This is a genomic window from Mesorhizobium norvegicum, assembly GCF_004919685.1.
Classification (GTDB): domain Bacteria; phylum Pseudomonadota; class Alphaproteobacteria; order Rhizobiales; family Rhizobiaceae; genus Mesorhizobium; species Mesorhizobium norvegicum.
Window position 1 is genome coordinate 1 of sequence record NZ_SMYZ01000058.1, and the last position, 23,301, is coordinate 23,301.

The following is a 23,301-nucleotide window of genomic DNA, read 5'->3' on the forward strand; positions in this document are numbered from 1 at the left end:
AGGGGGGTGTGAAGGATCGCTACAGAACCAGTTTACCCTGCGCCGCCGCATCTTCCTCGCCGCGACATCAGCCCCCTAACCCCCCAGCGCCTGATCCAGATCGGCGATCAGATCATCACCGTCCTCGATCCCCGCCGACAACCGTACCAGCGAATCCGATATCCCGATCTCCGCCCGCTTCTCGGCGGGAATCGAGCCATGCGTCATCAGCGCCGGATGCTCGATCAGGCTCTCCACCCCGCCCAGGCTTTCGGCGAGCGTGAACAATTGCGTGCGTTCGAGGAAGCGTTTCGTGCCGGCGAGGTCGCGGTCGAGCACGGCTGATATCATGCCGCCGAAGGCGTGCATCTGGCGCTGGGCGATATCGTGCTGCGGATGGCTAGCGAGGCCGGGATAGATGACGCGGCGCACATCCTTGCGGCCTTCCAGCCACTTGGCGATCTTGAGGCCGTTGGCGGAGTGGCGCTCCATCCTGAGCGCCAAAGTCTTGAGGCCGCGCAGCGCCAGAAAACTGTCGAACGGGCCTGAAATGGCGCCGATGGCGTTCTGCAGGAATTTCAGTTGGGTGGCGAGATCCTTGTTGTCGCCGACAACAGCAACGCCGCCGACCATGTCGGAATGGCCGTTGAGATATTTCGTCGTCGAGTGGACGACGATATCGATGCCGAGCTCCAGCGGCCGCTGGATGTAGGGGCTGCAGAAGGTGTTGTCGGCGACCGACAAAATGCCCTTGCGCTTGGCGAGTGCGGCGACGCCTTCGAGGTCGACGATGCGCAGCAGCGGGTTGGTCGGCGTCTCGACCCAGAGCATTCTTGTTTCGGGGCGGATCGCGGCTTCCACGGCGGCGAGGTCGGTGAAATCGACGAACGAGACCTGCAGATTGGCGGAGCGTTTTCTGACCCGCTCCATCAAGCGGAAGGAGCCGCCATAGATGTCGTCGGTGGCGACGATATGGGCGCCAGAATCGAGCAGCTCCAGCACGGTGGCGATCGAGGCCAGGCCGGAAGCGAAGGCAAAGGCGGCCGAGCCGCTTTCGAGGTCGGCCACGGCCCGCTCGAAGGCAAAGCGCGTCGGGTTCTGGCTGCGGGCATATTCAAAACCCTTGTGCACGCCAGGCGACTGCTGGGCATAGGTCGAGGTGGCGTAGATCGGCACCATCACCGCGCCGGTCAGCGGATCGTGGCTCTGGCCGCCATGGATGGTGCGCGTCGAGAAGGCCAGGCGGTTCTTGCCCGCTGAAGATGGGCCGGATGTGCTGCTGGTCATCGTGCGCGCCTCAGATGGTTGATCAGGTCGATACGGGTTATCAGGCCGACGAACTCGTCGCCGTCGAAGATGATGGCGACCTCGTTGCGGTCGAACACCGGCAGCAGCGCATCCAGCGTCTGGCTGGCCTGCAGCGTGTGCAGATTGGAGGTCATCGCGGTGCGCACCGGGCCGTTGAAACGCTCCCAGCGACCGTCATGCGGGCCTTCGACCTTGGCCAGGATGTCGCTTTCGTCGACGATGCCAATCAGCTTGCCGTCGTCGAGCACCGGCAGTTGCGAGACATCGGAGCGGCGCATGCGGCCATAGGCGTTGAGCAGGCTTTCGTCCGGGCCGACGGAGACCGTGTCGCCAGTGCGATGCGAGCGCATCACCAGATCGCGCAGATCGCCATGCTGTTCCTGCTCGGCCAGGCCTTGTTCGGCCAGCCAGAAATCGTCGAACACTTTCGACAGGTATTTGTTGCCGCTGTCGCAGACGAAGGTGACGACGCGCTTGGGCACCGTCTGCTCGCGGCAATAGCGCAAGGCGGCCGACAACAGCGTGCCCGAGGACGAGCCGGCGAGGATGCCTTCCTTGGACAGGAGGTCGCGCACCGCCAGCATGCTCTGCTTGTCGGGGATGGAGTACGCCTTCTTGACCAGCGACAGGTCGGCATTGGGCGGCACGAAATCCTCGCCTATGCCTTCCACCGTCCAGCTGCCGGCCTCTTCCATCTTGCCGGTCTTGATCAGCGGCGCCAGCACCGAGCCGACCGGATCGGCCAGCACCATTTCGGTCTTCGGCGACACTTTCGCGAAGTAGCGGCCAAGCCCGGTCAGCGTGCCGCCGGAGCCGACGCCGACGACCACCGCGTCGACATCACCGCCGAGCTGCGAGAAAATTTCCGGGCCGGTGGTGGTTTCATGCGCCAGCGGGTTGGCCGGGTTGGCGAACTGGTTGGCATAGAAGGCGCCGGGCGTTTCCGCTGCGATCTTCTCGGCCATGTCCTGGTAATATTCGGCATGGCCCTTGCCGACATCGGAGCGCGTCATGCGCACCTCGGCGCCGAGCGCGCGCAGATGCTGGATCTTTTCGCGCGACATCTTGTCGGGCACGACCAGCACGATGCGATAGCCCTTGGGGATGCCGACCTGGGCAAGGCCAAGGCCGGTATTGCCCGCGGTCGCCTCGACAATGGTGCCGCCACGCTTGAGTTTGCCCTCCCGCTCGGCGGCGGCGATCATCGACAGCGCGATGCGGTCCTTGATCGAGCCGCCGGGGTTCTGGCTTTCGAGCTTGATGAACAGCCGGCATTTGCCGGTGTCGAACTTGGTCAGCTCGACCACCGGCGTCTGGCCGATCAGGTCGAGAACCGACGCATAGGGCGGACGCAGGCGGGACAACGCGTCGGCTGCGGCGATCTCGTGCTCGCTCATATCGATGCTCCATGACCAAGCGACCGCCTCGAGGCAGAGCGGCAGCGTAGCCTCTTTTCCAGCCCTTTGCAGTCGGAAAGAAGATAGATCGTGCCAATCAACCGGCCAGATGCGGAATGAAATTCCAGAATTGAGGGGAGGTCCGCCCCGACGCGCTGATTTCCCCGGCACGCCGCCGGCCGTTCCAACGAACCATCTCGTTCGTTGCGAGCTGCAATTTCCATATGGTAGCCGAGATGCATGAGGCACCCTGAAGCGGTCGCCGCGGCAACAGCCAAGGGCGCACTTCCTATCATCCACGGCGACGCGGATCGGTTCGGCGCCCAAATGCAGGGAACCCTTCGATGAAGATCATTGCCTATGACAACTTCAAGTCCGGCGTCACCATCGACGACCTGAAGCCCTATCTGCGCGATGAGGTGTCGAATGTCTGGCGGCTTTGGAAGGCGGGGATCGTGCGCGAAAACTACGCACGCGCCGATGTCGGCGGCGTGATCATCGTCTTCGAACTCGAAAGCGTCGAGGCGGCCAGGCGCTATACCGATGACTTTCCGCTGTCGAAGGCAGGGCTGCTGGAATGGCATTTCCTGGCGTTCGATGCAGCACCCTTGCCGCTCGAATATCTGTTCGACCCGTCGGTCGATGTCGCCCAACCCTGGGACCGGACGGCCGCATGATCCGGTCAAGCGAAGGGATCGAGATCCCGACCAGCCTGGTGGAGTGGTGCGATCCGCGCCGTATGGCGCTGATCGTCTACGACATGCAGGTCGGCATCTGCCGCCAGGTCGCCGGCGCGGAGGCGATCGTCGAGCGCACCGGCGTCGTTCTCGAAGCGGCCCGCTCGGCAGGCATGCGGGTGGCGTTCACGCGCCATCTGTCCCTGCCGCGCAAGTGGATGGGCGCGACCCAACTTCGGACCGCCATGGCCTGGCAGCGGCGCGACAATCCCGAGGCGGTCGAGCCGTGGTTCCTGCGCGATGCCGAGGCAACGCGGATCGTCCCCGAACTCGAGCCGCGCCCTGATGAAGCCGTGCTCGACAAGCTAACCATGTCGGCGTTCGATTCCACCGCGCTCGGCTTCGCCTTGCGCGATTGCGGAGTGCGCGCCATCGCGCTCGCTGGAATCGCGATGGAAATCGGCATCGAGCCGACGGTTCGCCAAGCGACTGACAATGGCTTCGTGGCTGTGGTGATCGAGGACGCCTGCGGTTTCGGCAACCGGGAAGCGCGCGACCGGTCGATGGTGACGCTTCGGTTCCTCGGCGAGGCCGTCATCACCGATGTCACGGGCTTCTGCGGCGCGCTTGCCGCCGCTGAGAGATAAGCGTCTTGCTAGGCCTCGATCTCGGTGCGGAACCGGACGCCGACCGCGCGCCCGTGCACGGTTCCCCAGTCGTAGAGCGCCTGCAAGGTGGCTGCCAGATCGCGGCCCCGGTCGGTCAAGGCGTAGCGTCCCTTGCCATCGGGCGACGCCTCCAGCACGACAAAGCCGATGTCGACGAGATCGGCCAGTCGCTGCGTCAACATCTTGTCGGACAGCGACGGGATCATCCGGCGCAGTTCGGAATAGCGCATCGGCTGCTCCTTGATCCGCGCCAGGATCACCGTCTTCCACTTGCCGCCAAGCGCATCGAGCGCGAACTCGACCGGACAGCCGTAAAGTCTACCGCGCTGAGTCATGCGCGCATCGTAGGCAAGCCCTTGCCGCCTCGGAAGCAGAATTTGCCAGGCCATGTGGCCAGCTAGGCACAGCACGGCCGCGTCCGTATCTGTCGGCAACAAGCTTCAGGCAGGAGAGCGAAGATGAGTGTACGGGATGCCAATCCGGTCAATGCGCGCCAGCCAAAGCGCGTGGCGATCGTCATCGCCAACCCAGCTATCTCGACCACGACCGGATGGCCGGTCGGCTTCTGGTGGAGCGAGCTGACGCACCCATGGTTCGCCTTCACCGAACGCGGCTACACCGTCGAGATATTCTCGCCCGAGGGCGGCAAATGCGAGGCCGACGCGCTGAGCGACCCGCGCGATCCATCGGGCTATTCCGAGTCCGACCTCATCTCGCTCGGCTTCATTTCGAGCCCGAAACTCAGCGCCCTGGTCGACAACACGCGGCCGGTGGCGGAGATCGATGTCGAGAGCTTCGACGCGATTGTCGTTGCCGGCGGCCAGGCGCCGATGTTCAGCTATGACCGCGCGGAAACGCTGCAACAGACATTCGTCGCCTTCCATGAAGCGGGCAAGGTGGCCGCCGCGCTCTGCCATGGCACAGCGCTGCTGCGCTATGCGAGGCGCGCGGACGGATCGCTGCTCGCGGCAGGCAAGACGGTGACGGGCTTCGCCAATGCCGAGGAGGATTTTGCCGACAAGGCGACCTGGGAGATGGGCGCGCTCGAGCGTGGAAAGCATCTGATGCCATGGCGGATCGAGGATGAGCTCAGGGCAATCGGCGCCAACTATGTCCAGGCAAGGCTGTGGCGCGGCTTTGCCGTACGCGACGGCAACCTGATCACAGGGCAGCAGAATTTTTCGGGCGCGGAAACCGCGCGCGCGGTCTGCGAGGCACTGGGCGGCTAAACTAGACGCCAGCGCCCTAACCCAGCAGCTGCTTGCTCAGCCTCGCGCACTGCACGCGGATATCGGGAATGGCGTCGATCTCGAAGAAGGTGCCGCGCGTCAGCGGGCCGACGGCGAGGATCTTGGCCGACACGGTGCCGTCGCTGGCGAGTATCTCGCAATTGGGTGACACGTCGAGGCCAATGCGCAACGGATCCGGACGCGCCAGGCCACGGTCGACCAGCGAGCGCACGACGCTGTTCGACGAGGTCGAGATGTCCCGGACGATGCCCGAGCAATCATAGATGCGGGCGACCTCAAAGGTTTCGAGGCGCTGTGTGTGGCGCGACTGGACCTGGACCGCAAACGCGCCATTGCGTGCGATGTCGACGACGCGGCCGGCGACCAGGCGGATGCGGCCGGATTGCACGGCTTCGGTGACGCGGGCGTAGACCTCGGGCGCCATGCGATGGCGGTGGATGTCCCACCAGGCCTTGGTGTGTTCGACAAAGCGACGCTTGGCGGAAGCCGGCCAGTTCTGCCAGATCTTCTGGTTGAACGGCCGCAGGCCGTCGACGACGTCGCGCCAGTCGATGCCGGCCTTCTGGTTCTCCTTGATCAGGTCGCGGAACCAGCCGACGAAATAGGACAATTGGGTGCCGAGCGGAATGTCGGCGACGTCGAGCTTGATCGGATTGCCCTTGCGGTGCGGCGAGGGCAGCAGGCCGCGCCGCGACACAGCGATGATGTCGCCGCGATGGCCGCGCTGTTCCAGCGCCAGGAAGGCGTCGACCATGCTGAGGCCGGTGCCCAGCACCATGACGTTTCTGTCGGGATCTAGTGCTGTATCGGCTTCCGAGCCCATCCTGACGGCATGGCCTTGCGCCGGCTCTTCGTCATGGCCGGTGGCCAGCACGGCGAGATGCGCAACGACGCTGGTGCCGTTGGCCAGCGCCACTTCGACACCGGACGGAGTGGGGGTGATGGCGAGGCTCTCCTCGCGGATCAGGCGAAGCCGCCCGGTCTGTTGCTCGCGCGTCTCGAGATCGTCCAGCAGCTCCTTCAGATAGCGGGCATAGACGCTGCGCGGTGCGTAGACCGGCGCCTGGTCCTGACTTGCCAGGCCGCGCTCCAGCAGCCAGCGCGAGAAATTGCCGGGATCGTCGGCATAGGCGCTCATGCCGGCGGCGCTGACATTCAGCACGTGCGCCGACAGCAGCGTCGAATAGGCGATGCCTTGCCCGAAATGCGGACGCTTTTCGATCAGCGTGACGCGCAGGTCGGGATTGGTCGATTTCAAGAGATGCGCGGCCAGCACGACGCCGCTGGCGCCGCCGCCGACAATGATGATCGAGTTGGCGCGCCCGGTCATAAGCATGCCTGCGGTGTGCGCAGCGCCGCTGTCAGGCCTGGACCTTCACCGCAACCGGCAGGTCGTCCCTCGCGACCGAAAGGTCGTCGACAGCCATATCGCGCATTTCGGCGAGGCTGCGCTGATCGAGCACCTCGGCGATGGCCTGCCGGACCTCGAGCATCAGATGTCGGACTTGGCATGTCGCCTCGTTGCAATCTTCACAGCGCTGGTACTGGGTGCGGCTGGCGCAAGGGATAGGGGCCAGCGGCCCGTCAAGGACGCGCACGACATGGCCGACCTTGATTTCATCCGCCGGCCGGGCGAGGCGGTAGCCGCCATCCTTGCCCTTGCGGCTCTGGACGAAGCCGGCATTGCGCAGCTCGCCGAGGATGGCGTCGAGAAATTTCTTCGGGATGTTGTTGCCGGTGGCAATGTCGTTGACGAAGGCGAGCTGTCCGGCCGGCAATCGCGCGAGGTGGACAAGCGCCTTGAGGCCGTACTTACCCTTTTTCGTGAGCATGAAATCAAAATTTCTCTGTCATGCGATGGCGCGGGACCATCGGTTGCGAAACGCCTGGCGTGCGTTGCCGCCGCGTCCAGGCCCGCATGACACATAAATTCTAGTGACATGATGTACAAGCCGAGAACTGTTGATTTTGCTTCGTTTTCAAGCCGCTGTAGCCATTTTAACCGGTCTTTGTGCCCTTGAGAGCACAAAAATGCGCTTTGACGGCAGGAGGATGGCAAATGGTCCTCCAGGGCCGGAGGCGACCGGCATCGACTGACGCGACGGCGAAAGCCGATCCATGCCGCTGGCGATCTTGGTGATGTGGTGGCCGCTCATCGCCGACTCCAACTCCCTAATGTCGATAAGAATACTATACTTACCCCCGAACACGCGGAACGTGTTTTCAATTCTGTAGCTATTGTGGGTATGGATTTGCGCTGTATTGGCAAAAGTGAAAATTGTCATTCGCAAGGTTGTCGAGTGCCTGAGCTTCCCGACTTCGTCATCCACGGGCGTAGCAGGAGCAAAGCTCCGTCGCGGAGACCCGAGGATCCATGCCGGGACCGTGCTGGCGGGCGCAGCGGAGCAGAATTCTTCACCGCAGCAGCGCTCGAAAGTCGCGGCATGGATCCTATGGTCTGCGCCGCGTCGCTTCGCTCCTTGCTCCGCCATAGGATGACGAAGCCGGGGAGGCTCGCGGAGCGCCATTCTTGTTCGTATGGCGATTTGTCATCGGGGGCGATGATGGCGGTTGCAGCCGCCATATGCGCTCGGGTGCTCCGCCACCGACAGGTTTTTTCTAACAAGCCTGCTTTCGTTGGAAGGATTTAACTCTACAAGAACGATAGAATTAGCTGACTATCATAGGGCATTCCGATTTTTCTCTTTTCAGGAGCCCTTCATGTCCACGATTTCGCGACGCATTATTCTGCTCTCGTCAGCGGCCCTTGCCGGTGCTGCCTTCCTCGGCCCGGCCCTTGCCGACGACCTCAAGATCACCATCGGCTATCAGACGGTGGTCGAACCTTCGAAAGTGCCGCAGGCCGACGGCGTCTATGAAAAGGTGACGAAGGCGGCCATCGACTGGCGCAAATTCGATTCCGGCGCCGATGTCATCGCCGCGGTCGCTTCCGGTTCGGTCGATATCGGCTATGTCGGCTCGAGCCCGCTGGCAGCGGCGGCGAGCCGCGAGCTGCCGATCCAGACCGTCTTCATCGTCGGCCTGATCGGCGAATCCGAAGCGCTGGTTGCGCGCAACGGCGCCGGCATCGAGAAGGTCGCCGACCTCGCCGGCAAGAAAGTCGCCGTGCCCTTCGTGTCGACGACGCATTACAGCCTGCTTGCCGCACTGAAGCATGAGGGCGTCGATCCGAAGTCGGTCGAGATCCTCAATCTCAGGCCACCGGAAATCGCCGCGGCCTTTTCACGCGGCGACATCGATGCGGCCTATGTCTGGGATCCGGCGCTCGGCCAGATCAAGACGACGGGCAAGGTGGTGCTGGATTCCTCGCAGGTCGCCGCCTGGGGCGCGCCGACCTTCGACGCCTGGATCGTGCGCACCGACTTTGCCGAAAAGAACCCCGAGGCCGTACGCGACTTCGTCAAGGTGACGGGAGCGGCCTATGCCGAGTTCCTCGCCAAGCCCGACGCATGGTCGGTGTCGTCACCGCAGGCGGCGGCGATCGCCAAGCTCACCGGCGCCAAGCTGGAAGAGGTGCCACAGCTGCTCAAGGGCTATGTCTTCCCGACCCTCGAAGAGCAGGCGTCCGACAAATTCCTCGGCGGCGGCACGGTCAAGGCGGTGGAAGCGACGTCCGCCTTCCTCAAGGAGCAAGGCAAGATCGACGCCGTGCTGCCGGACTATTCGAAATACGTGTCGTCGAAATACGTCACCCAGGCGCTGGCCTCGAACTGAGCGCCTGACTCACACCGAACGCGCGCGGATCTCCTTCCCTGACGCCGCGTGCTGTCTGCCCCGGAACCGCTGACGAGGAGCGGCTCCGGGGCAGTCGGATTATCCATCTGTTTGAGCATGATCTCTGGACAAACGGAAAACCGTTTGTCCGAGAAAACCGGACGCCACTTTTCGGGATCATGCTCCAGAACTGCGAGGCACCCATGCCGCATCTCGTGCTCGACCCCCATCTCGTACTGGACAAGGTCTCGATCCACTATGACGGTCAGGCGGTGCCCGCCGTCGAGCTTGTGTCGATCGATGTCGCCAAGGGCGACTTCGTCGTGCTGGTCGGCCGCTCCGGCTGCGGCAAGACCTCGCTGCTCAATGTCGCTGCCGGCTTAGTCGCGCCGGCGCGTGGGCGTGCCTCCATCAACGGCAAGCTGATCACCGCGCCGGGCTCGGACCGGGCGGTGGTGTTCCAGAACGACGCTTTGTTTCCGTGGCTGACCGCGCGCGAAAACGTTGCCTTCGCGCTCAGGCTGCGTGGCATCAGGCCGGCCGAGCGGGCGCGCCGCGCCAATGAGCTGCTTGAGCTGGTGAAGCTCACCGATGCCGGCGACAAGCGCATCTGGGAACTTTCCGGCGGCATGCGCCAGCGCGTCGGCCTCGCCCGTGCCTTGGCCGCAGAACCGGAATTCCTGCTGCTCGACGAGCCGCTCGGCGCACTCGATGCGCTGACGCGCGAGCGCATGCAGACGACGCTGCTCGATTTGTGGACGGCAAGCGACGTCGGCGTGCTGATGGTGACGCACGGCATCGAGGAGGCGCTGGTGCTCGCCACCCGCATCGTCGTGCTGGCGCCCGGCCCGGGTCGCGTGGTGCGGAGCTTCGAGCCCGGTTTCTCCAGGCGTTACGCATCGGGCGAAGCCATTCGAACCATCAAGGCCGATCCGGCCTTCGCCGCAGCGCGCGGCGAATTGACCGACGCGATCTTCGAAGGAGAAGCGGCATGACCGTTACTTCCTACACCGAGCGGCCGGGACACAAGATCGATGAGGCCGACGGCCTGTCGGTGCCGTGGTCGCGGCCAAGCCCGAAGCGCAAGGGCATTTCGGCGCGCATGGTCAGCGCCGTGACCATCCTGGTGGTGCTGGCACTGTGGGCGCTGTCGGCGCGCCTGCAACTGGTGTCGCCGGTGTTCCTGCCCTCGCCTGCCGCGGTGTGGAACAAGTTCATTGTCGTCGCCCGCGACGGCTTCGTCGATGCGACGCTGCTGCAGCATGCGGTCGCCAGCCTGTGGCGGGTGTTCGCGGCGCTGATCGCGGCCATCATCGTCGGCGTGCCGGTTGGTCTCGCCATCGGCATCAGCACGGTCGGGCGCGGCATCTTCGATCCCCTGCTGGAGTTCCTGCGGCCGATCCCGCCACTTGCCTATCTGCCACTGGTGATCATCTGGTTCGGCATCGGCGAGCCGTCGAAAATCCTGGTGATCACTATTTCCATGCTGGCGCCGGTCGCGCTGTCGACCGCGTCCGGCGTTCGCGGCGTCTCGCAGGAACGCATCAACGCAGCGCGCTCGCTTGGCGCCACGCGCGCACAAGTGGTCCGCCACGTCATCCTGCCCAGTGCGCTGCCGTCGATCCTGACCGGCCTGCGCATCGCGCTCGGCGCCGGCTGGTCGACGCTTGTCGCCGCAGAACTGGTCGCAGCGACGCGCGGGCTCGGCTTCATGATCCAGTCGGCCGCCCAGTTCCTCGTCACCGATGTGGTGGTGATGGGCATATTGGTGATTGCCGCCATCGCCTTCGTGCTCGAATTCACCATCCGCAGGATCGAGCGCGTGCTCGTCCCGTGGGCGGGACGCGAATGATTGGAAACCAGAAGAGCAGGAGAGAGTGACGATGACCCATTCCACCGCCGTGCTGTTCGCCCAAGCCGGTAACTGGCTTCTCGCCTGGACCAGGGAAAGCCAGCCGCTTGAACAGCAACCGAAATCGCCGGCGCCGGTGCACTTGGACGCCGAGCGCGACCGGCTGCCGCCGCGCGACGAGAGTTTTTACTGGGCCTGGCAGTACTGGTCGCAGTGAATGGGGCGGGCTGGACGGCACACAGCGGCCAATCACAAGCCTTCGAGATTGGCCGAGACATCCCTCTCTTCGTCATCCTAGGGCGAAGCAAGGAGCGAAGCGACGCGCGCAGACCCTAGGATCCATGCCGCAACCTGGACGCGTTGCAACGGTGCAAAAACGCTCACCACCCGGTTCCGCGAAAGAGTTCGAACCATTCCGGATTGGTCGTCTCGATCAAGTCGATCTTCCACTGGCGCGGCTAGCGTTTCAGGGATTTCTCACGTTGGATCGCATCAGTAATGTCAAAATACTCCTCGTACCAGACAAGGCGTTGCACACCGTAGCGACTGGTGAAGCCTGAGCCCTGTCCAGCCTTGTGTTCCGGCATGCGGCGACCAAGATCGTTGGTGACGCCGATGTAGATCGTACCGCGCTTCTGACTCGCGGTCATGTAGACGTAGCCGGTCATGGTTTCAGGGTAGCAAGCGTTGGTGCGCGTACAAGCGCCATTCTGATCCGCTGTATTCTACGACCAACGTCACGGCATGGATCCTAGGGTCTGCGCCGCGTCGCTACGCTCCTTGCTTCGCCCTAGGATGACGAACGCTCGTTAAAGCAGAAAACAATTCCACCCTCTCGCGCCAACTCGCAAAATCATTCCTCTACTAAATTTATAGAAATACTTAGCCTGACCCATCTTCCAACCGGCGAGGCCGTTTTCCCGGCGCCGATCCGCATCGAAGGAGAGGGATCATGTTCAATCTGACTAGACGTGCATTCGGCATCGGGCTGCTGGCGGCAAGCGTTACTGTGTCGCTCAGTGCCACGGCGCAGGAGCTGAAGCAGTTCAGCATCGGCTATCAGAAGACCGGCCTGCCGGTGATCGCCAGGCAGCAGCAGGTGATCGAAAAGGCGCTCAGCGACAAGGGCGTGACGGTCAAATGGGTCGAGTTCACCGCCGGGCCGCCGATGGTCGAGGCTCTCAATGTCGGCGCCATCGATGTCGGCTGGACCGGCGACGCACCGCCGATCTTCGGCCAGTCGGCCGGCGCCAATATCGTCTATGCGGCGGCACTGCCGTCGAATGGCGAGGGCGAGGCAATCTTCGTCAAGCCGACGTCGCCGATCCAGTCGGTCGCCGACCTCAAGGGCAAGCGCGTCGGCGTCGGCAAGGGCACCAGCGCTCACAACCTGCTGGTCGCCGCGCTGGAAAAGGCCGGCATTCCCTTCGACCAGATCACGCCGGTTTACCTGAGCCCGGCGGATGCCGCCGCCGCCTTCGCCAGCGACCAGATAGATGCCTGGACCGTTTGGGATCCGTTCTTCGCCATCGCCGAAACCCGCTACCAGCCGCGCGTGCTGGCGCGCTCCAGCGAGGTGCTCAAGGTCAACACCTATTTCCTCGCCAACAAGGATTTCGCCAAGGCGCACCCCGAAACCGTCACCACGACGATATCAGCCCTTGGCGAGGCGGCGAAATGGGCCGACCAGAATCGCGACAAGGTGGCCGCGGCGCTGCATGAGGTCACCGGCGTGCCGCTCGACGCGCAGATCATCGCCGCCAACCGCACCAAGTTCGGCATCTTTCCGATCACCGACCAGATCATCGCCGGCCAGCAGGCGACCGCAGACCGCTTCTACAAACTCGGGCTGATCCCGAACGCGGTCCGCATCTCCGACGCGGTGTGGACCGCACCGGGCAATTGATTTTTTCCTCGATGGCGCCGGGTGAGAACGCCCGGCGCCATTTGCGTTTGCACCTTCCATGAGGTCCGTCATGACCGCACCTGCCAGCACCGCACCGCTCGATTTCTTCTGGTTCATCCCGACGCATGGCGACGGTTCCTATCTCGGTTCCGAGGAGCAGCAGCGGCCGCCCGAATTCGGCTACTTCAAGGAGATCGCGCAAGCGGTCGACCGGCTCGGCTTTCCCGGCGTGCTGTTGCCGACCGGTCAGAACTGCGAGGATTCCTGGATCACCGCGACGGGTCTCGCGACGCTCACCGAAAAACTGAAGTTCCTCGTTGCGCTGCGGCCCGGCGTGACGCTGCCGACTTTTGCCGCGCGCCAGACCGCGGCACTCGACCGGTTGAGCAATGGCCGCCTGCTGCTCAATGTCGTGGTCGGCGGCAACCCGACCGAGCTCGCCGGCGACGGCGTCTTCCTGCCGCATGACGAGCGCTATGCCCAGGCGCATGAATTCCTGACCATCTGGCGCGGCCTGGTGTCGGGCGAGCGGGTCAATTTCGACGGCAAATATTACCGCGTCGAGAATGGCCGCCTCGACCTTCTGCCGCGCCAAGAGCGGCCGCCGCTCTATTTCGGCGGATCGTCCGACGCCGGCCAAGACCTCGCCGCCGACCTCGTCGACATGTATCTGACCTGGGGCGAGCCGCCGGCACAGGTCGCCGAGAAGCTCGCGGCAGCGCGCAAGAAAGCGGCGCTGCGCGGCAGAAAACTGCGCTTCGGCATCCGGCTGCATTTCATCGTGCGCGAAACCGAGGATGAAGCCTGGCGCGCCGCCGACCGGCTGATCAGCCATGTCACCGACGCCCAGATCGAGAACGCGCAGGCGCGCTTCCTCAACCAGATGGACTCGGTCGGCCAGCGTCGCATGGCCGAACTGCATGGCGGCCGCCGCGACCGGCTGGTGGTGTCGCCCAATCTGTGGGCCGGCGTCGGGCTGGTGCGTGGCGGCGCCGGCACGGCACTGGTCGGCACGCCCGAGCAGATCACCGAACGCATCCGCGAGTACCAGGCGATCGGCATCGACACCATCATCGGCTCGGGCTACCCGCATCTCGAGGAAGCCTACCGTGTCGCCGAGCTCTTGTTCCCAAAACTCGGGCTCGGCACCAGGCGGCAGCGGGCGCATGAGAACATCGCCAACGAATTCTCGGTCGGCTTCCATGGCGCCAACCGCCTGCAGGCCTCGTCATGAGCTTTGGCGCACGCCTCCGCAGCAATGGCATCGGCTGGCTGCTCCCGGCGTTGGTGATCGCCGGCTGGGAGATTGCATCACGGGCGGGCGTCATGCCGGCCAACGTGCTGCCGGCGCCAAGTGCGGTCGCCGAGGCCTTCTGGCGGCTGACGCTGTCGGGTGAGCTGATCCGCAACATCGGCGTCTCGACCGCGCGCGCCCTTGCCGGCTTTGCCGTCGGCGGCTCGATCGGCTTTGCGCTTGGCCTCGCCAACGGGCTGTCGACGCTGAGCCGCGGCCTGACCGACACGACGCTGCAGATGATCCGCAACATCCCGCATCTGGCGCTGATCCCGCTGGTGATCCTGTGGTTCGGCATCGACGAGGAAGCCAAACTGTTCCTGGTGGCGCTCGGCGTGTTCTTTCCGATCTATGTCAACACGCTGCTCGGCATCCAGAGCGTCGACCCGCAGCTGGTCGAGATGGGCCGCGTCTACGGCATGGACCGTCGCGCGCTGTTCTTCCGCGTCATCCTGCCCGGCGCGCTGCCGGCGATCTTCGTCGGCCTGCGTTATGCCCTGGGCATCATGTGGCTGACGCTGATCGTCGCCGAAACCATTTCGGCCAGTTCCGGCCTCGGCTACATGGCGATGCAGGCGCGCGAATTCCTGCTGATCGATGTCGTCGTGTTGTCGATCCTGATCTATGCGCTGCTCGGCAAGCTCGCCGACAGCCTCGCCCGCCTGCTCGAGCGTTTGTCGCTCGGCTGGCATCCGGCCTTCCAGAACGGATGAGATGTTGCCCATGACAGCCGCCAGCCTGACCGCCGTCCGCTCCTTCGTCGCCACGCCGCCGGCACGACCGGTGGAACCGATCGAAAGGCAGCGCGCCTTTGCCTTCAAGGGTGTGGGAAAACGCTTCGGTGACAAGACCGTGCTCGACGGCATCGACCTGGACGTGCCGGCCGGGCAGTTCCTTGCCGTCATCGGCAAAAGCGGCTGCGGCAAGAGCACGCTGCTCAGGCTGCTGGCCGGGCTCGACCGGCCGACATCGGGATCGCTGACATACGGCGTGGAAGAGCAAGGACACAGCCGCACGCGCTTCATGTTCCAGGAGCCGCGGCTTCTGCCCTGGGCCAGCGTGGTGAAAAACGTCGAGGTCGGGCTGACCGGGATTGCTTCCGGCGCCGAGGCAACGCAACGCGCGCTCGACATTCTCGGCGAGGTCGGGCTTGCCGATCGTGCCGACGAGTGGCCGTCGGTGCTGTCGGGCGGCCAGAAGCAGCGCGTGGCGCTGGCCCGTGCGCTGGTCGGCCACCCACAGATCCTGGCGCTCGACGAGCCGCTCGGCGCACTCGACGCCTTGACCCGCATCGAGATGCAGCAATTGCTCGAACGCATCTGGATCACCCAGAAGTTTACCGCGGTGCTGGTCACGCATGATGTCGCCGAAGCGGTCGCGCTGGCCGACCGGGTCGTGGTGATCAGCGAAGGCCGGATCGCGCTCGATCTGGAGGTGCCCGTCGAACGGCCGCGGCGGCGCGGTTCGGTGGAGCTTGCCCGGTTGGAGGGCAGGATTCTGGATCGGCTGTTCGGGTAGGTTTTTCAGGCGCAGACTTCGAGACGTCGGCGGGACAGCGCCCCCTCTGCCCTACCGGGCATCTCCCCCACTTGGGGGGAGATTGGCCGTCACCTCTGCTTTCGCCAATCTCCAACCTTTTAAGAAGGTCGCGAGGCCGAAGCTGCCAATCTCCCCCCTCGTGGGGGAGATGTCCGGCAGGACAGAGGGGGGCGCGAAGGATCGCTACGCTCGTTTCTGGCAGCTCACCCCCTACCGGTTCGCCCAGATCAGGCCCGCCAGGCCGACCAGCATGGTGACGATGCCGACATAGAGCCATTGCGACTGGCCGGTCATGAAGCTGCCGCCGATCACGCCGACGCCTTGCAGCGACCACAGCGCGCCGATGGCAAGCACAATCAACGCCAGCAGATTTTTGGTCAGTCTCATTGCCGGATCTCGCTTTCGAAGTCGATCGGTTGCGGCGCCATGGCCGCGATGAAAGAGCCAAAGGAAGCCGCCCGATTGCGGGGCTTCTACTTGGATATCTATGCTCGATCTTGTCAAACAAATCCCGGATATCGGCACGAAGATCATCATCAATTGATCTCTGCTCGTCGGAAAATCCCTGACAGACTGTTACCCAATGACTCCAAACGTGTGCCACTGCCACGGAACCGCCAGATCATTGCCGCATTTCCTGCCTTATTCGGCACCTAACGGCTGGGGTCTGTCAAAGAACGGAGCCATCCCCAAATATGAAGAACTCAAAACAGACCGCGCTTGTCGCGGTAACGATCGCTGCTGGCCTGATGGTCGGCGCTTCTTCGGCAACCGCCGCCGGCCAGTGCGGCCGTGCCTCGTGGTATGCCCTGCACTCCAAGACCGCATCGGGCGAACGCATGAACCCGTCGGCGATGACCGCCGCGCACCGCACTTTGCCATTCGGCACCAAGCTGAGGGTCACCAACAAGAACAACGGCCGCAGCGTCATCGTGCGCATCAACGATCGCGGCCCGTTCATTAGGGGTCGCGTGCTCGACCTGTCGAAGGGTGCGGCCGGCCAGCTCGGCTTCATCGGCTCCGGCCACACCGCCGTGTGCATGGCGCGCGTCTAGAACTTCCTGTGTCCGGCAACATGGGCCGGACACATTACTTACACATTTCGCAGCCGCACACTGAGCCGGCTGGCGCCGTTCAGGGCCGATTCCCAGGGCCTTGAACCAAAGAAGTATTGGTCACGCCGCGTGACGTATTGCATCGCAGCAATTAGTTGTTAACTTCGCCGCGAGACATTTAAGGCTCGGCGCTGCTCGTCGTCCCTTCGGTCGCAGGCAGCAGCGGGGTTCTCGATGTTCTACCAGCTCTATGAAATGAACCACGCCGCCTTGCAGCCGGCGCGCCTCTATGCCGACGCGGTGCGGCTGTTCTACTCCAATCCGCTCAATCCGTTTTCCCACACGCCGTGGGGCCGTTCGGTCGCGGCGGGCGCCGAATTGTTCGAGCGCACCACGCGCCGCTACGGCAAGCCGACCTTCGGCCTCAACAAGACAGTGGTCGACTGGAAGAGCGTCGAGGTCACCGAGAAGACCATCTGGTCGAAGCCGTTCTGCAAAGTCGTCCGCTTTGAGCGCGCCATTCCCGCCGGGCGTAAGCCCGACCCCAAGCTTCTCATTGTGGCGCCGATGTCGGGCCACTATGCGACGCTGCTGCGCGGCACGGTGGAAGCCATGCTGCCCTATGCCGACGTGCACATCACCGACTGGGTCGATGCCCGCATGGTGCCGCTGGCCGACGGCAGCTTCGATCTCGACGACTATATCGACTACATCATTGATATACTGCATGCGCTCGGCCCCGACACGCATGTGATGGCGGTGTGCCAGCCTTCCGTGCCGGTGCTTGCCGCCGTGGCGCTGATGGAAACGAAGGGCGACCCCTTCGTGCCCTCGACGATGACCTTGATGGGCGGGCCGATCGACACCCGCAGCAATCCGACCGCGGTCAATCTGCTGGCGCAGGAAAAGGGCATCGACTGGTTCCGCGACAATGTCGTCATGAATGCGCCGTGGCCGGTGCCGGGCTTCGGCCGCGAGGTCTATCCAGGCTTCCTGCAGCTCTCCGGCTTCATGAGCATGAACCTCGACCGCCACATCATCGCCCACAAGGACTTCTTCATGCACCTGGTGAAGCATGACGGCGACAATGCCGAGAAGCACCGCGATTTCTACGACGAGTACCTGGCTGTCATGGATTTGACGGCGGAATTCTACCTGCAGACCGTCGACACCGTCTTCGTGCGCCAGGCCTTGCCCAAGGGCGAGATGACGCATCGCGGCACCCGGATCGACCCGTCGGCGATCCGCAACGTCGCGCTGTTCACGGTCGAGGGCGAGAACGACGACATTTCCGGCCTTGGCCAGACCAAGGCGGCGCATGATCTGTGCCCCAACATCCCTGCCGACAGGCATGCCCACTACATGCAGCCGGCGGTCGGCCATTACGGCGTGTTCAACGGCTCGCGCTTCCGCTCCGAAATCGTGCCGCGCATCGTGGACTTCATCACCAGCTATGGCCGCCAGGAGCGTGTGGCGGTGAAGCCGAAGCTGGTCCGTACCGCCAAAAGATAATGCGCATCGCCCAAAAGCATGGCCACGGACTGACCCGAGGGGCGTAGCGATTTTGGGAAATGACGTGCCTGGAACAAGGCTTAACGGCGTCAATCCGGCAAAAACCGGCCGGCTGGCCGATTCTGTTGCACAATAGACGCGGTGCTGCCCCTCGGGTAACCATGCCGACAATCCGACCGTCGTCGTAATTGACACGGACTGTAAATCCCCCTTAACCTTTCGTTAATAACAAAGGGCGAGCGGGGACAATGATATCCTCACCAATGGCGCGACGGCTGCGCGTGTATGTGGCGGCCGGGCTGGCAGTAACGGGAGGCTGGGTGGCACCGGCTTTGGCGGCCGGAGCGATGGCGACCGGTGGTCTCACCTCGCAGCCGATTGGCCACTATGATTTCTGCAAGCTGCATCCGGGCGAATGCTCGATCCGCCCGTCCAACCTCGCGCCGGCCCCGATGACCGACGGGCTGATGCGCAAGCTTCTCAACGTCACCGCCAGGGTCAACGCCGCCGTCAAGCCGATGAGCGACATGGACATCTACGGCAAGGACGAAGTCTGGGCCTATCCCGACAAGGGCGTCGGCGATTGCGAGGACTATGTGCTGGAAAAGCGGCGCCAGCTTTCGCGCATGAGCATCTCGCTTGCCGATCTCTTGATCACCGTGGTGCGCAAGCCCGACGGCGAGGGCCATGCGGTGCTGACGGTGCGCACCGACAAGGGCGACTATGTGCTCGACAATCTGACCGACAAGGTCAAGCCATGGGACGCGACCGGCTACCGCTTCCTCAAGCGGCAGGCGATCGACAACACCGGCCGCTGGGTCTCGATCCGCGGTGGCCAGCAGGTGCTGGTCGGCGCGGTTCAGTAGGAAGCTTCGAAGCACGATCGCGCTGCCGCTTTCGCCAAATAGCCGAGGTCGGCGCCGCCCCTCATTGCCCTGCCGGGCATTTCTCCCCGTATAGTGACGGGGAGAAAGACGCCTTCATCCCTGCTTTCGCCAATCGTCAACGTCGTAAGCGCCAACGGCGCGGCTATATCCTTCTCCCCGTCACTATACGGGGAGAAGGTGCCGGCAGGCGGATGAGGGGCAGCGCGACGTTGCCAACTGATCCCTGTCGCTGCCCGCGACACCGCCCTCCGGCAAAATTTCACATGCCTCCGTGAACCATTTCCTCCCGGCCGACGACACATGGCCGTAGACGGAAACCAATCATGGAGACTTCAAATGACCGCACTTTTGCGAAATGCATTCCTCGCCGCCGTCGCGGTATCGGCTTTGGCCGGATCCGCCTTGGCCAACCAGACCATCCCAAGCTGCGCCAACACCTCGACCAACGATTTGTGGAGCGGCCGCTGTTGCAGCGTCGGCGACTCGAACTGCCTCGGCGGTGGAAACAATGGCCACGACCACGGCGACAAAGGCGGCCGGGGAAATAATGGCGGCACGGCCGGCAAGAAATGATCTCATCACAGTTGCCTGCTGGCTGCCCGCCGGCAGGCGCTGTTTTGCGATCAGACGGACGTTCGGCCGCCGCAAAATCCGGGCAAGACCAGTTATGGCCGTCGGCCGAGCGCCGCGCGGATCGATGCGGTGATGCGGCGAAGCTCCGCTTCGTCGAGTTTCTCGATGTTCTCGGCCAGCAGATTGGCCAGCTCGGTAGCGGCGGGGTTCAGGCCCGACGTGTCGAGTTTCACACGCGGATGAGAGGCTTCGGCCAGCCGCGCCAGCTCCTCGGCGTCGTCCCAGATGATGTTGAAATAACCGATGATCTTCTGGATCAGCGTCCAGGTCGGCGCACCGCGCCTGCCATGCTCGAGCGCCGACAGATAGGCGGCGCTGACGCCGATCGCCGCCGCCATGTCCTTCTGGCTGACACCGCGTTCGCTTCTGAGCGCCCGCAGCTTCTCGCCGAACGGGGTCATGAACGCACCCGCCGCAGCCGGATGTAAAGCGCGCCCGAGCCGCCATGGTTGCGGGCGGCATGGTCGTGGCTGGAAACCAGCGGCCGGAAGGCGGGCGTCGACAGCCAGGCGGGCACGGCGCGCCGCAAGACGCCATCGCCACCCGAAGAAGAACCCTTACCGGTGATGACCAGCACATAGCGGATGCCGCCGGCATGCGCCCGGTGCAGGAACGAGAACAGCAGCGAATAGGCCTCGTCCTGCGTCATGCCGTGCAGGTCGACGCGGCCCTCGATCGGCAACCGGCCTTTCGATAGCTTGTCCAGCGTCGGCTCGTCGAGGCGGTGCGTGACATGCTGAGCCTTCGGCTTTGCCGCCCCTGCAGCGTTGGTCGCGGCCGGCGCCGGCTGCGACGGCGTCGGCTTGGCCTCGGCAGCAATTTCGGGGATTTCGGCGGCGATCCTGCCCTTCAGCGGCTTGGCCGTGCGCGCGACGAGGTTCCACAGAACCCGGTCGTCCTCGCTCAATTTGTCTGGGCGCCGGGTCATCGATTCGACCCCGGAACGAGCGCGCGCGGCACCAGCGCATAAAAATCGGCCGCATTGCGCACCACGCCGGCGATCTCGCCGGCCGCATCGCCGGAACCGGCGAAGAGATCGCCCCGCGCGGGCCTGGTGATGGCGGAGCCGGTGTCCTGCGCGATCATCAGGCGCCGGAACGGTTTTGCCTCGAAAGCGGTGAGCGAGGGGGCGTCAATGTAAAACGGCGTGCCGAATGTGTGCAGCAGGCGGTCGACCGCGATCGAGCGGCCCGGCGTCAGCGGCACCTTGGCGGCGGCGATCGGACCGAGGGCCGCATCATCCACCGCTGCCTCGCGGAAGAAGATGTAGGAGCGGTTCTGCCACAGGATCTCGTCAATGCGGCCGGGATGCGCCTTGAACCAGGCGCGGATCGACTGCATCGTTACTTTTTCCAGCGGGATCTCGCCGATCTCGCTCAGGATCTTGCCGGGCCCGGTAAAGCGCTGGCCGGATTTGGCCGCATAGGTGACGCGAGCAAGCCGGCCGTCGGTCATGGCGAGGCGCGCCGCACCTTGCACGTGAATGAAGAAGGCATCGACCTTGTCGGCCAGCCAGGCGACTTCCAGGCCCTTGCCGTCAAGCGCGCCGCACTCGATTTCGCCGCGATCAAAATATTCGACCGGCCCGTCCGGCGTCTGCCGCGCAAAAGCGAGATAAGGGTCCATGCCGGGCGGCCGGTTGGCGTCGTCGATATCGATGAGATCGGCCGGACGCGACAGCAGCGGCACCGTAAAACGTTCCGTGCGCACCGGCGACGCCTCGACTTGCGGTTCATAGAAACCGGTGACGAGGCCGGGGCCGCCGGTCTCGGCGCGGATTTGTGCCGGAACAAAATGGCGTTCGAAGAAGGCGCGGGCTTCCTTCCGATCCAGAATTGGCGACCGATTCGCCGGCGAAACGGTGCGAGCCTCGGCGTAGGCGTCGGCAAAGGCGCCGAAGTCGACGCCGAGCGCACCGCTGCGATAGGGTTTGGTCAGGACATGAAAGGCGGAGCGGCGAAAGGCAGCGAAAGCCGCCAGATGGTCGTCGTCCTCCCAGCCAGGGAGGTCAGCGAAAGATTTTCCGACAAAGAGAGGCGATAGCGACACCGGAGCCTCGCCGCGTATCCGAACTCAGTCTTCTTCCTCGGTGGCGACGAGCTTCCAGTTCGGATCGCGCGAGCGTGTGTCGCGGGCGAAGGTCCAGACATCCTTGACCTCGGCGACGGTTTCCGGGTCGCCGTCGATGACCGCGCCCGCCTTGTCGCGGGTCGCCGAAATCAGCTCGCTGATGATGCGCAGCGTGACATGCGCCTCGCCGCCCTTCATCTCGGCCGAGACGATGTCGGCCTTGTCGATGCCGACGAAGGAGGACTGGATCTTTTCCGCCTTGGCCTCGCGTTCGCCGATCGCGGCGACAAAGCCGTCAAAGACCTCGCGCGACAACAGGTTCTTCAGCGTTTTGCGATCGCCGTCGGCATAGGCCATGACAATCATTTCATAAGCCATCTTGGCGCCGTCGACGAAACCCTTCGGCTCGAAGGACGGGTCATTGTCCTTGATCGTGCGCAGGCCCTTGTTGAGGTCGGTGTCGGGCTTGGCGAAAGCGTCGATCGCCGTATAGGTGTCGGCCGCCGGTTCGCCCGGAAGACGCTTGCGTGGCAGCGAGACGACATTTTCGGATTTCTGCGCGGCATCCTTGTCGCCGCTGCGGGCCGCCGTATAGGGATCGAAGGGCGGCCGTTCGCTGCCGGTGCGACGGCCCAGCACATTGCGCAGCTGGAAAAAGATGACCACCGCCGCAATCAGGAAGAAAATCGTGCCGAAGTCGAAGAATCCCATATCTTCCGCCAATCAATCCCTGCCCTGTGGCCGGACCGTCAGGCCCAATGGCCGCGGTCGCATAGCGTTCAACATTCAAAGCATATAGAACGCAAGGCGCAATCATTCAAATCAAAGGCAGGCATACCTATCTAACTGCCTCAGGGCCAGCGGCGATTGCTCACTGGGAGCCAAAACAATCGAAACGGCCAAAACGATCGAAAAAGGTTGGCAAGACTTGCGCATTTCGTTCCTCCCCCTTTTTCTCCTGGCACTTCCGCTGCTGGAAATCGCCGGCTTCGTGGTTGTCGGACGCCAGGTCGGCGCGCTGGCGACAGTCGGCCTGGTGCTGGCGTCGAGCATCGCCGGCGCGCTGCTGCTCCGGCATCAGGGTTTCAGCGTCATGACGCGGATCCGTACCGAAATGGATGCCGGCCGCGATCCGAGCCGCCAGCTGGCGCATGGCGCCATGATCGTGCTGGCGGCGATCCTGTTGATCATTCCCGGCTTCATCACGGACATTATCGGCCTGCTGCTGTGCCTGCCGCCGGTCCGCGACCTCGCCTGGCGAGCCCTGAAAGGCCGCGTCGTGCTGGCCACCAATTTCTCGACCGGCGGCTTCCGCGGCCGGCAGCGCGACAAGACCATCGACCTGGAGGATGGCGATTATTCGCGCAGCGACGACTATGCGCGCGGACCGGACCACAACTCCCCCTGGCGCCGCCTCAAGGACGAGTAGGGCGAGAATTCTGAACCTTTCTCGGGCGACGGCGCCGCCCCTCATTGCCCTGCCGGGCATTTCTCCCCGTATAGAGACGGGGAGAAAGGTGCTGGTGTCCGAACCGGATA

27 protein-coding genes and 1 pseudogene are annotated in these 23,301 nt (G+C 64.0%); 16 read left to right on the top strand and 12 right to left on the bottom strand.

The window, feature by feature from the left end; genetic code table 11:
• Positions 1–75: 75 nt before the first annotated feature.
• Together FCU66_RS23865 and FCU66_RS23870 are read right to left on the bottom strand one after the other, a co-directional pair.
• Positions 76–1,266 carry a trans-sulfuration enzyme family protein gene (locus FCU66_RS23865; RefSeq protein WP_136620316.1) on the bottom strand — a complete coding sequence of 397 codons (1,191 nt, stop codon included), beginning with the start codon at positions 1,264–1,266 and terminating at the stop codon, positions 76–78.
• Positions 1,263–2,684 carry a pyridoxal-phosphate dependent enzyme gene (locus FCU66_RS23870; RefSeq protein ID WP_136620317.1) on the bottom strand — a complete coding sequence of 474 codons (1,422 nt, stop codon included), beginning with the start codon at positions 2,682–2,684 and terminating at the stop codon, positions 1,263–1,265. Before FCU66_RS23870 ends, FCU66_RS23865 begins: the two co-directional genes overlap by 4 nt.
• 344 nt (positions 2,685–3,028) lie before the next feature.
• Between FCU66_RS23870 and FCU66_RS23875 the strand changes: the two genes are divergently transcribed.
• Positions 3,029–3,361 (top strand): hypothetical protein, encoded by a 333-nt coding sequence (locus tag FCU66_RS23875; RefSeq protein WP_136620318.1) that lies wholly within the window; start codon positions 3,029–3,031, stop codon positions 3,359–3,361.
• A complete protein-coding gene (locus FCU66_RS23880) occupies positions 3,358–4,008 on the top strand; it encodes a cysteine hydrolase family protein (RefSeq protein WP_136620319.1) in 651 nt (216 codons plus the stop codon). Before FCU66_RS23875 ends, FCU66_RS23880 begins: the two co-directional genes overlap by 4 nt.
• An 8-nt stretch (positions 4,009–4,016) precedes the next feature.
• On the opposite strand, the gene FCU66_RS23885 is transcribed toward FCU66_RS23880, so the two are convergent.
• Complete coding sequence (locus tag FCU66_RS23885; protein ID WP_136620320.1) at positions 4,017–4,364, bottom strand: winged helix-turn-helix transcriptional regulator; 348 nt, start codon at positions 4,362–4,364, stop codon at positions 4,017–4,019.
• A 123-nt stretch (positions 4,365–4,487) separates the two neighbouring features.
• On the opposite strand from FCU66_RS23885, the gene FCU66_RS23890 reads away from it, so the two are divergent.
• Complete coding sequence (locus FCU66_RS23890; protein ID WP_136620321.1) at positions 4,488–5,258, top strand: type 1 glutamine amidotransferase domain-containing protein; 771 nt, start codon at positions 4,488–4,490, stop codon at positions 5,256–5,258.
• A gap of 16 nt (positions 5,259–5,274) precedes the next feature.
• On the opposite strand, the gene FCU66_RS23895 is transcribed toward FCU66_RS23890, so the two are convergent.
• From FCU66_RS23895 to FCU66_RS23905, 3 genes are all read right to left on the bottom strand, one after another.
• Positions 5,275–6,609, bottom strand: coding sequence for an FAD/NAD(P)-binding protein (locus FCU66_RS23895; protein ID WP_136620322.1), 1,335 nt, complete (start codon positions 6,607–6,609; stop codon positions 5,275–5,277).
• A gap of 31 nt (positions 6,610–6,640) precedes the next feature.
• Complete coding sequence (locus FCU66_RS23900; RefSeq protein WP_136620323.1) at positions 6,641–7,111, bottom strand: RrF2 family transcriptional regulator; 471 nt, start codon at positions 7,109–7,111, stop codon at positions 6,641–6,643.
• Between the two features lie 147 nt (positions 7,112–7,258).
• A complete protein-coding gene (locus FCU66_RS23905) occupies positions 7,259–7,564 on the bottom strand; it encodes a hypothetical protein (protein WP_136620324.1) in 306 nt (101 codons plus the stop codon).
• Positions 7,565–8,000: 436 nt separating this feature from the next.
• On the opposite strand from FCU66_RS23905, the gene tauA reads away from it, so the two are divergent.
• The 4 genes from tauA (at position 8,001) to FCU66_RS23925 (ending at position 11,083) form a co-directional block, all read left to right on the top strand.
• The gene (gene tauA / locus FCU66_RS23910; RefSeq protein ID WP_136620325.1) at positions 8,001–9,014 is read left to right on the top strand and encodes a taurine ABC transporter substrate-binding protein; all 1,014 of its coding nucleotides are present in this window, start codon (positions 8,001–8,003) and stop codon (positions 9,012–9,014) included.
• Positions 9,015–9,217: 203 nt separating this feature from the next.
• Positions 9,218–10,009 (top strand): taurine ABC transporter ATP-binding protein, encoded by a 792-nt coding sequence (locus FCU66_RS23915; RefSeq protein WP_136620326.1) that lies wholly within the window; start codon positions 9,218–9,220, stop codon positions 10,007–10,009.
• Positions 10,006–10,866, top strand: coding sequence for an ABC transporter permease subunit (locus FCU66_RS23920; protein WP_136620327.1), 861 nt, complete (start codon positions 10,006–10,008; stop codon positions 10,864–10,866). The genes FCU66_RS23915 and FCU66_RS23920 overlap by 4 nt, the downstream gene beginning before the upstream one ends.
• A 31-nt stretch (positions 10,867–10,897) precedes the next feature.
• Complete coding sequence (locus FCU66_RS23925; protein ID WP_136620328.1) at positions 10,898–11,083, top strand: hypothetical protein; 186 nt, start codon at positions 10,898–10,900, stop codon at positions 11,081–11,083.
• Positions 11,084–11,246: 163 nt separating this feature from the next.
• Here the strand turns inward: FCU66_RS23925 and FCU66_RS23930 are convergent.
• Positions 11,247–11,534, bottom strand: a pseudogene (locus tag FCU66_RS23930) (GIY-YIG nuclease family protein).
• Between the two features lie 284 nt (positions 11,535–11,818).
• Between FCU66_RS23930 and FCU66_RS23935 the strand changes: the two are divergent.
• The 4 genes from FCU66_RS23935 to FCU66_RS23950 all read left to right on the top strand — a co-directional run bounded on the left by FCU66_RS23935 (position 11,819) and on the right by FCU66_RS23950 (position 15,584).
• Positions 11,819–12,772 carry a sulfonate ABC transporter substrate-binding protein gene (locus tag FCU66_RS23935; protein WP_136620329.1) on the top strand — a complete coding sequence of 318 codons (954 nt, stop codon included), beginning with the start codon at positions 11,819–11,821 and terminating at the stop codon, positions 12,770–12,772.
• Positions 12,773–12,842: 70 nt separating this feature from the next.
• A complete protein-coding gene (ssuD, locus tag FCU66_RS23940; protein ID WP_168992030.1) occupies positions 12,843–14,006 on the top strand; it encodes an FMNH2-dependent alkanesulfonate monooxygenase in 1,164 nt (387 codons plus the stop codon).
• A complete protein-coding gene (locus tag FCU66_RS23945; protein WP_136620331.1) occupies positions 14,003–14,779 on the top strand; it encodes an ABC transporter permease subunit in 777 nt (258 codons plus the stop codon). Before ssuD ends, FCU66_RS23945 begins: the two co-directional genes overlap by 4 nt.
• Before the next feature lie 10 nt (positions 14,780–14,789).
• A complete protein-coding gene (locus FCU66_RS23950) occupies positions 14,790–15,584 on the top strand; it encodes an ATP-binding cassette domain-containing protein (protein ID WP_136620332.1) in 795 nt (264 codons plus the stop codon).
• A gap of 231 nt (positions 15,585–15,815) precedes the next feature.
• On the opposite strand, the gene FCU66_RS41250 is transcribed toward FCU66_RS23950, so the two are convergent.
• Complete coding sequence (locus FCU66_RS41250; protein WP_168992031.1) at positions 15,816–15,992, bottom strand: hypothetical protein; 177 nt, start codon at positions 15,990–15,992, stop codon at positions 15,816–15,818.
• 308 nt (positions 15,993–16,300) lie between these two features.
• Here FCU66_RS41250 and FCU66_RS23965 point away from each other — a divergent pair, with 308 nt between their 5' ends.
• From FCU66_RS23965 to FCU66_RS23990, 4 genes are all read left to right on the top strand, one after another.
• Positions 16,301–16,660 carry a septal ring lytic transglycosylase RlpA family protein gene (locus FCU66_RS23965; protein WP_136620333.1) on the top strand — a complete coding sequence of 120 codons (360 nt, stop codon included), beginning with the start codon at positions 16,301–16,303 and terminating at the stop codon, positions 16,658–16,660.
• Positions 16,661–16,894: 234 nt separating this feature from the next.
• Positions 16,895–18,172 carry a polyhydroxyalkanoate depolymerase gene (locus tag FCU66_RS23970; RefSeq protein ID WP_136620334.1) on the top strand — a complete coding sequence of 426 codons (1,278 nt, stop codon included), beginning with the start codon at positions 16,895–16,897 and terminating at the stop codon, positions 18,170–18,172.
• Positions 18,173–18,420: 248 nt separating this feature from the next.
• Positions 18,421–19,038, top strand: coding sequence for a transglutaminase-like cysteine peptidase (locus tag FCU66_RS23980; protein WP_136620335.1), 618 nt, complete (start codon positions 18,421–18,423; stop codon positions 19,036–19,038).
• A 357-nt stretch (positions 19,039–19,395) separates the two neighbouring features.
• The gene (locus FCU66_RS23990; protein ID WP_136620336.1) at positions 19,396–19,632 is read left to right on the top strand and encodes a hypothetical protein; all 237 of its coding nucleotides are present in this window, start codon (positions 19,396–19,398) and stop codon (positions 19,630–19,632) included.
• A gap of 92 nt (positions 19,633–19,724) precedes the next feature.
• On the opposite strand, the gene FCU66_RS23995 is transcribed toward FCU66_RS23990, so the two are convergent.
• The 4 genes from FCU66_RS23995 to FCU66_RS24010 are packed head-to-tail and all read right to left on the bottom strand — an operon-like array spanning position 19,725 to position 22,473.
• The gene (locus FCU66_RS23995; RefSeq protein WP_136620337.1) at positions 19,725–20,093 is read right to left on the bottom strand and encodes a helix-turn-helix domain-containing protein; all 369 of its coding nucleotides are present in this window, start codon (positions 20,091–20,093) and stop codon (positions 19,725–19,727) included.
• Positions 20,090–20,620, bottom strand: coding sequence for a Smr/MutS family protein (locus FCU66_RS24000; RefSeq protein WP_136620338.1), 531 nt, complete (start codon positions 20,618–20,620; stop codon positions 20,090–20,092). The genes FCU66_RS23995 and FCU66_RS24000 overlap by 4 nt, the downstream gene beginning before the upstream one ends.
• Entirely contained in the window at positions 20,617–21,741 is a 1,125-nt protein-coding gene (gene mltA / locus FCU66_RS24005) for a murein transglycosylase A (RefSeq protein WP_136620339.1), read from the bottom strand. The genes FCU66_RS24000 and mltA overlap by 4 nt, the downstream gene beginning before the upstream one ends.
• Before the next feature lie 24 nt (positions 21,742–21,765).
• Positions 21,766–22,473, bottom strand: a complete 708-nt coding sequence (locus FCU66_RS24010; RefSeq protein WP_136620340.1) for a Tim44/TimA family putative adaptor protein — start codon at positions 22,471–22,473, stop codon at positions 21,766–21,768.
• A 217-nt stretch (positions 22,474–22,690) separates the two neighbouring features.
• On the opposite strand from FCU66_RS24010, the gene FCU66_RS24015 reads away from it, so the two are divergent.
• Entirely contained in the window at positions 22,691–23,191 is a 501-nt protein-coding gene (locus FCU66_RS24015; RefSeq protein ID WP_136620341.1) for an FxsA family protein, read from the top strand.
• Positions 23,192–23,301: the final 110 nt, after the last annotated feature.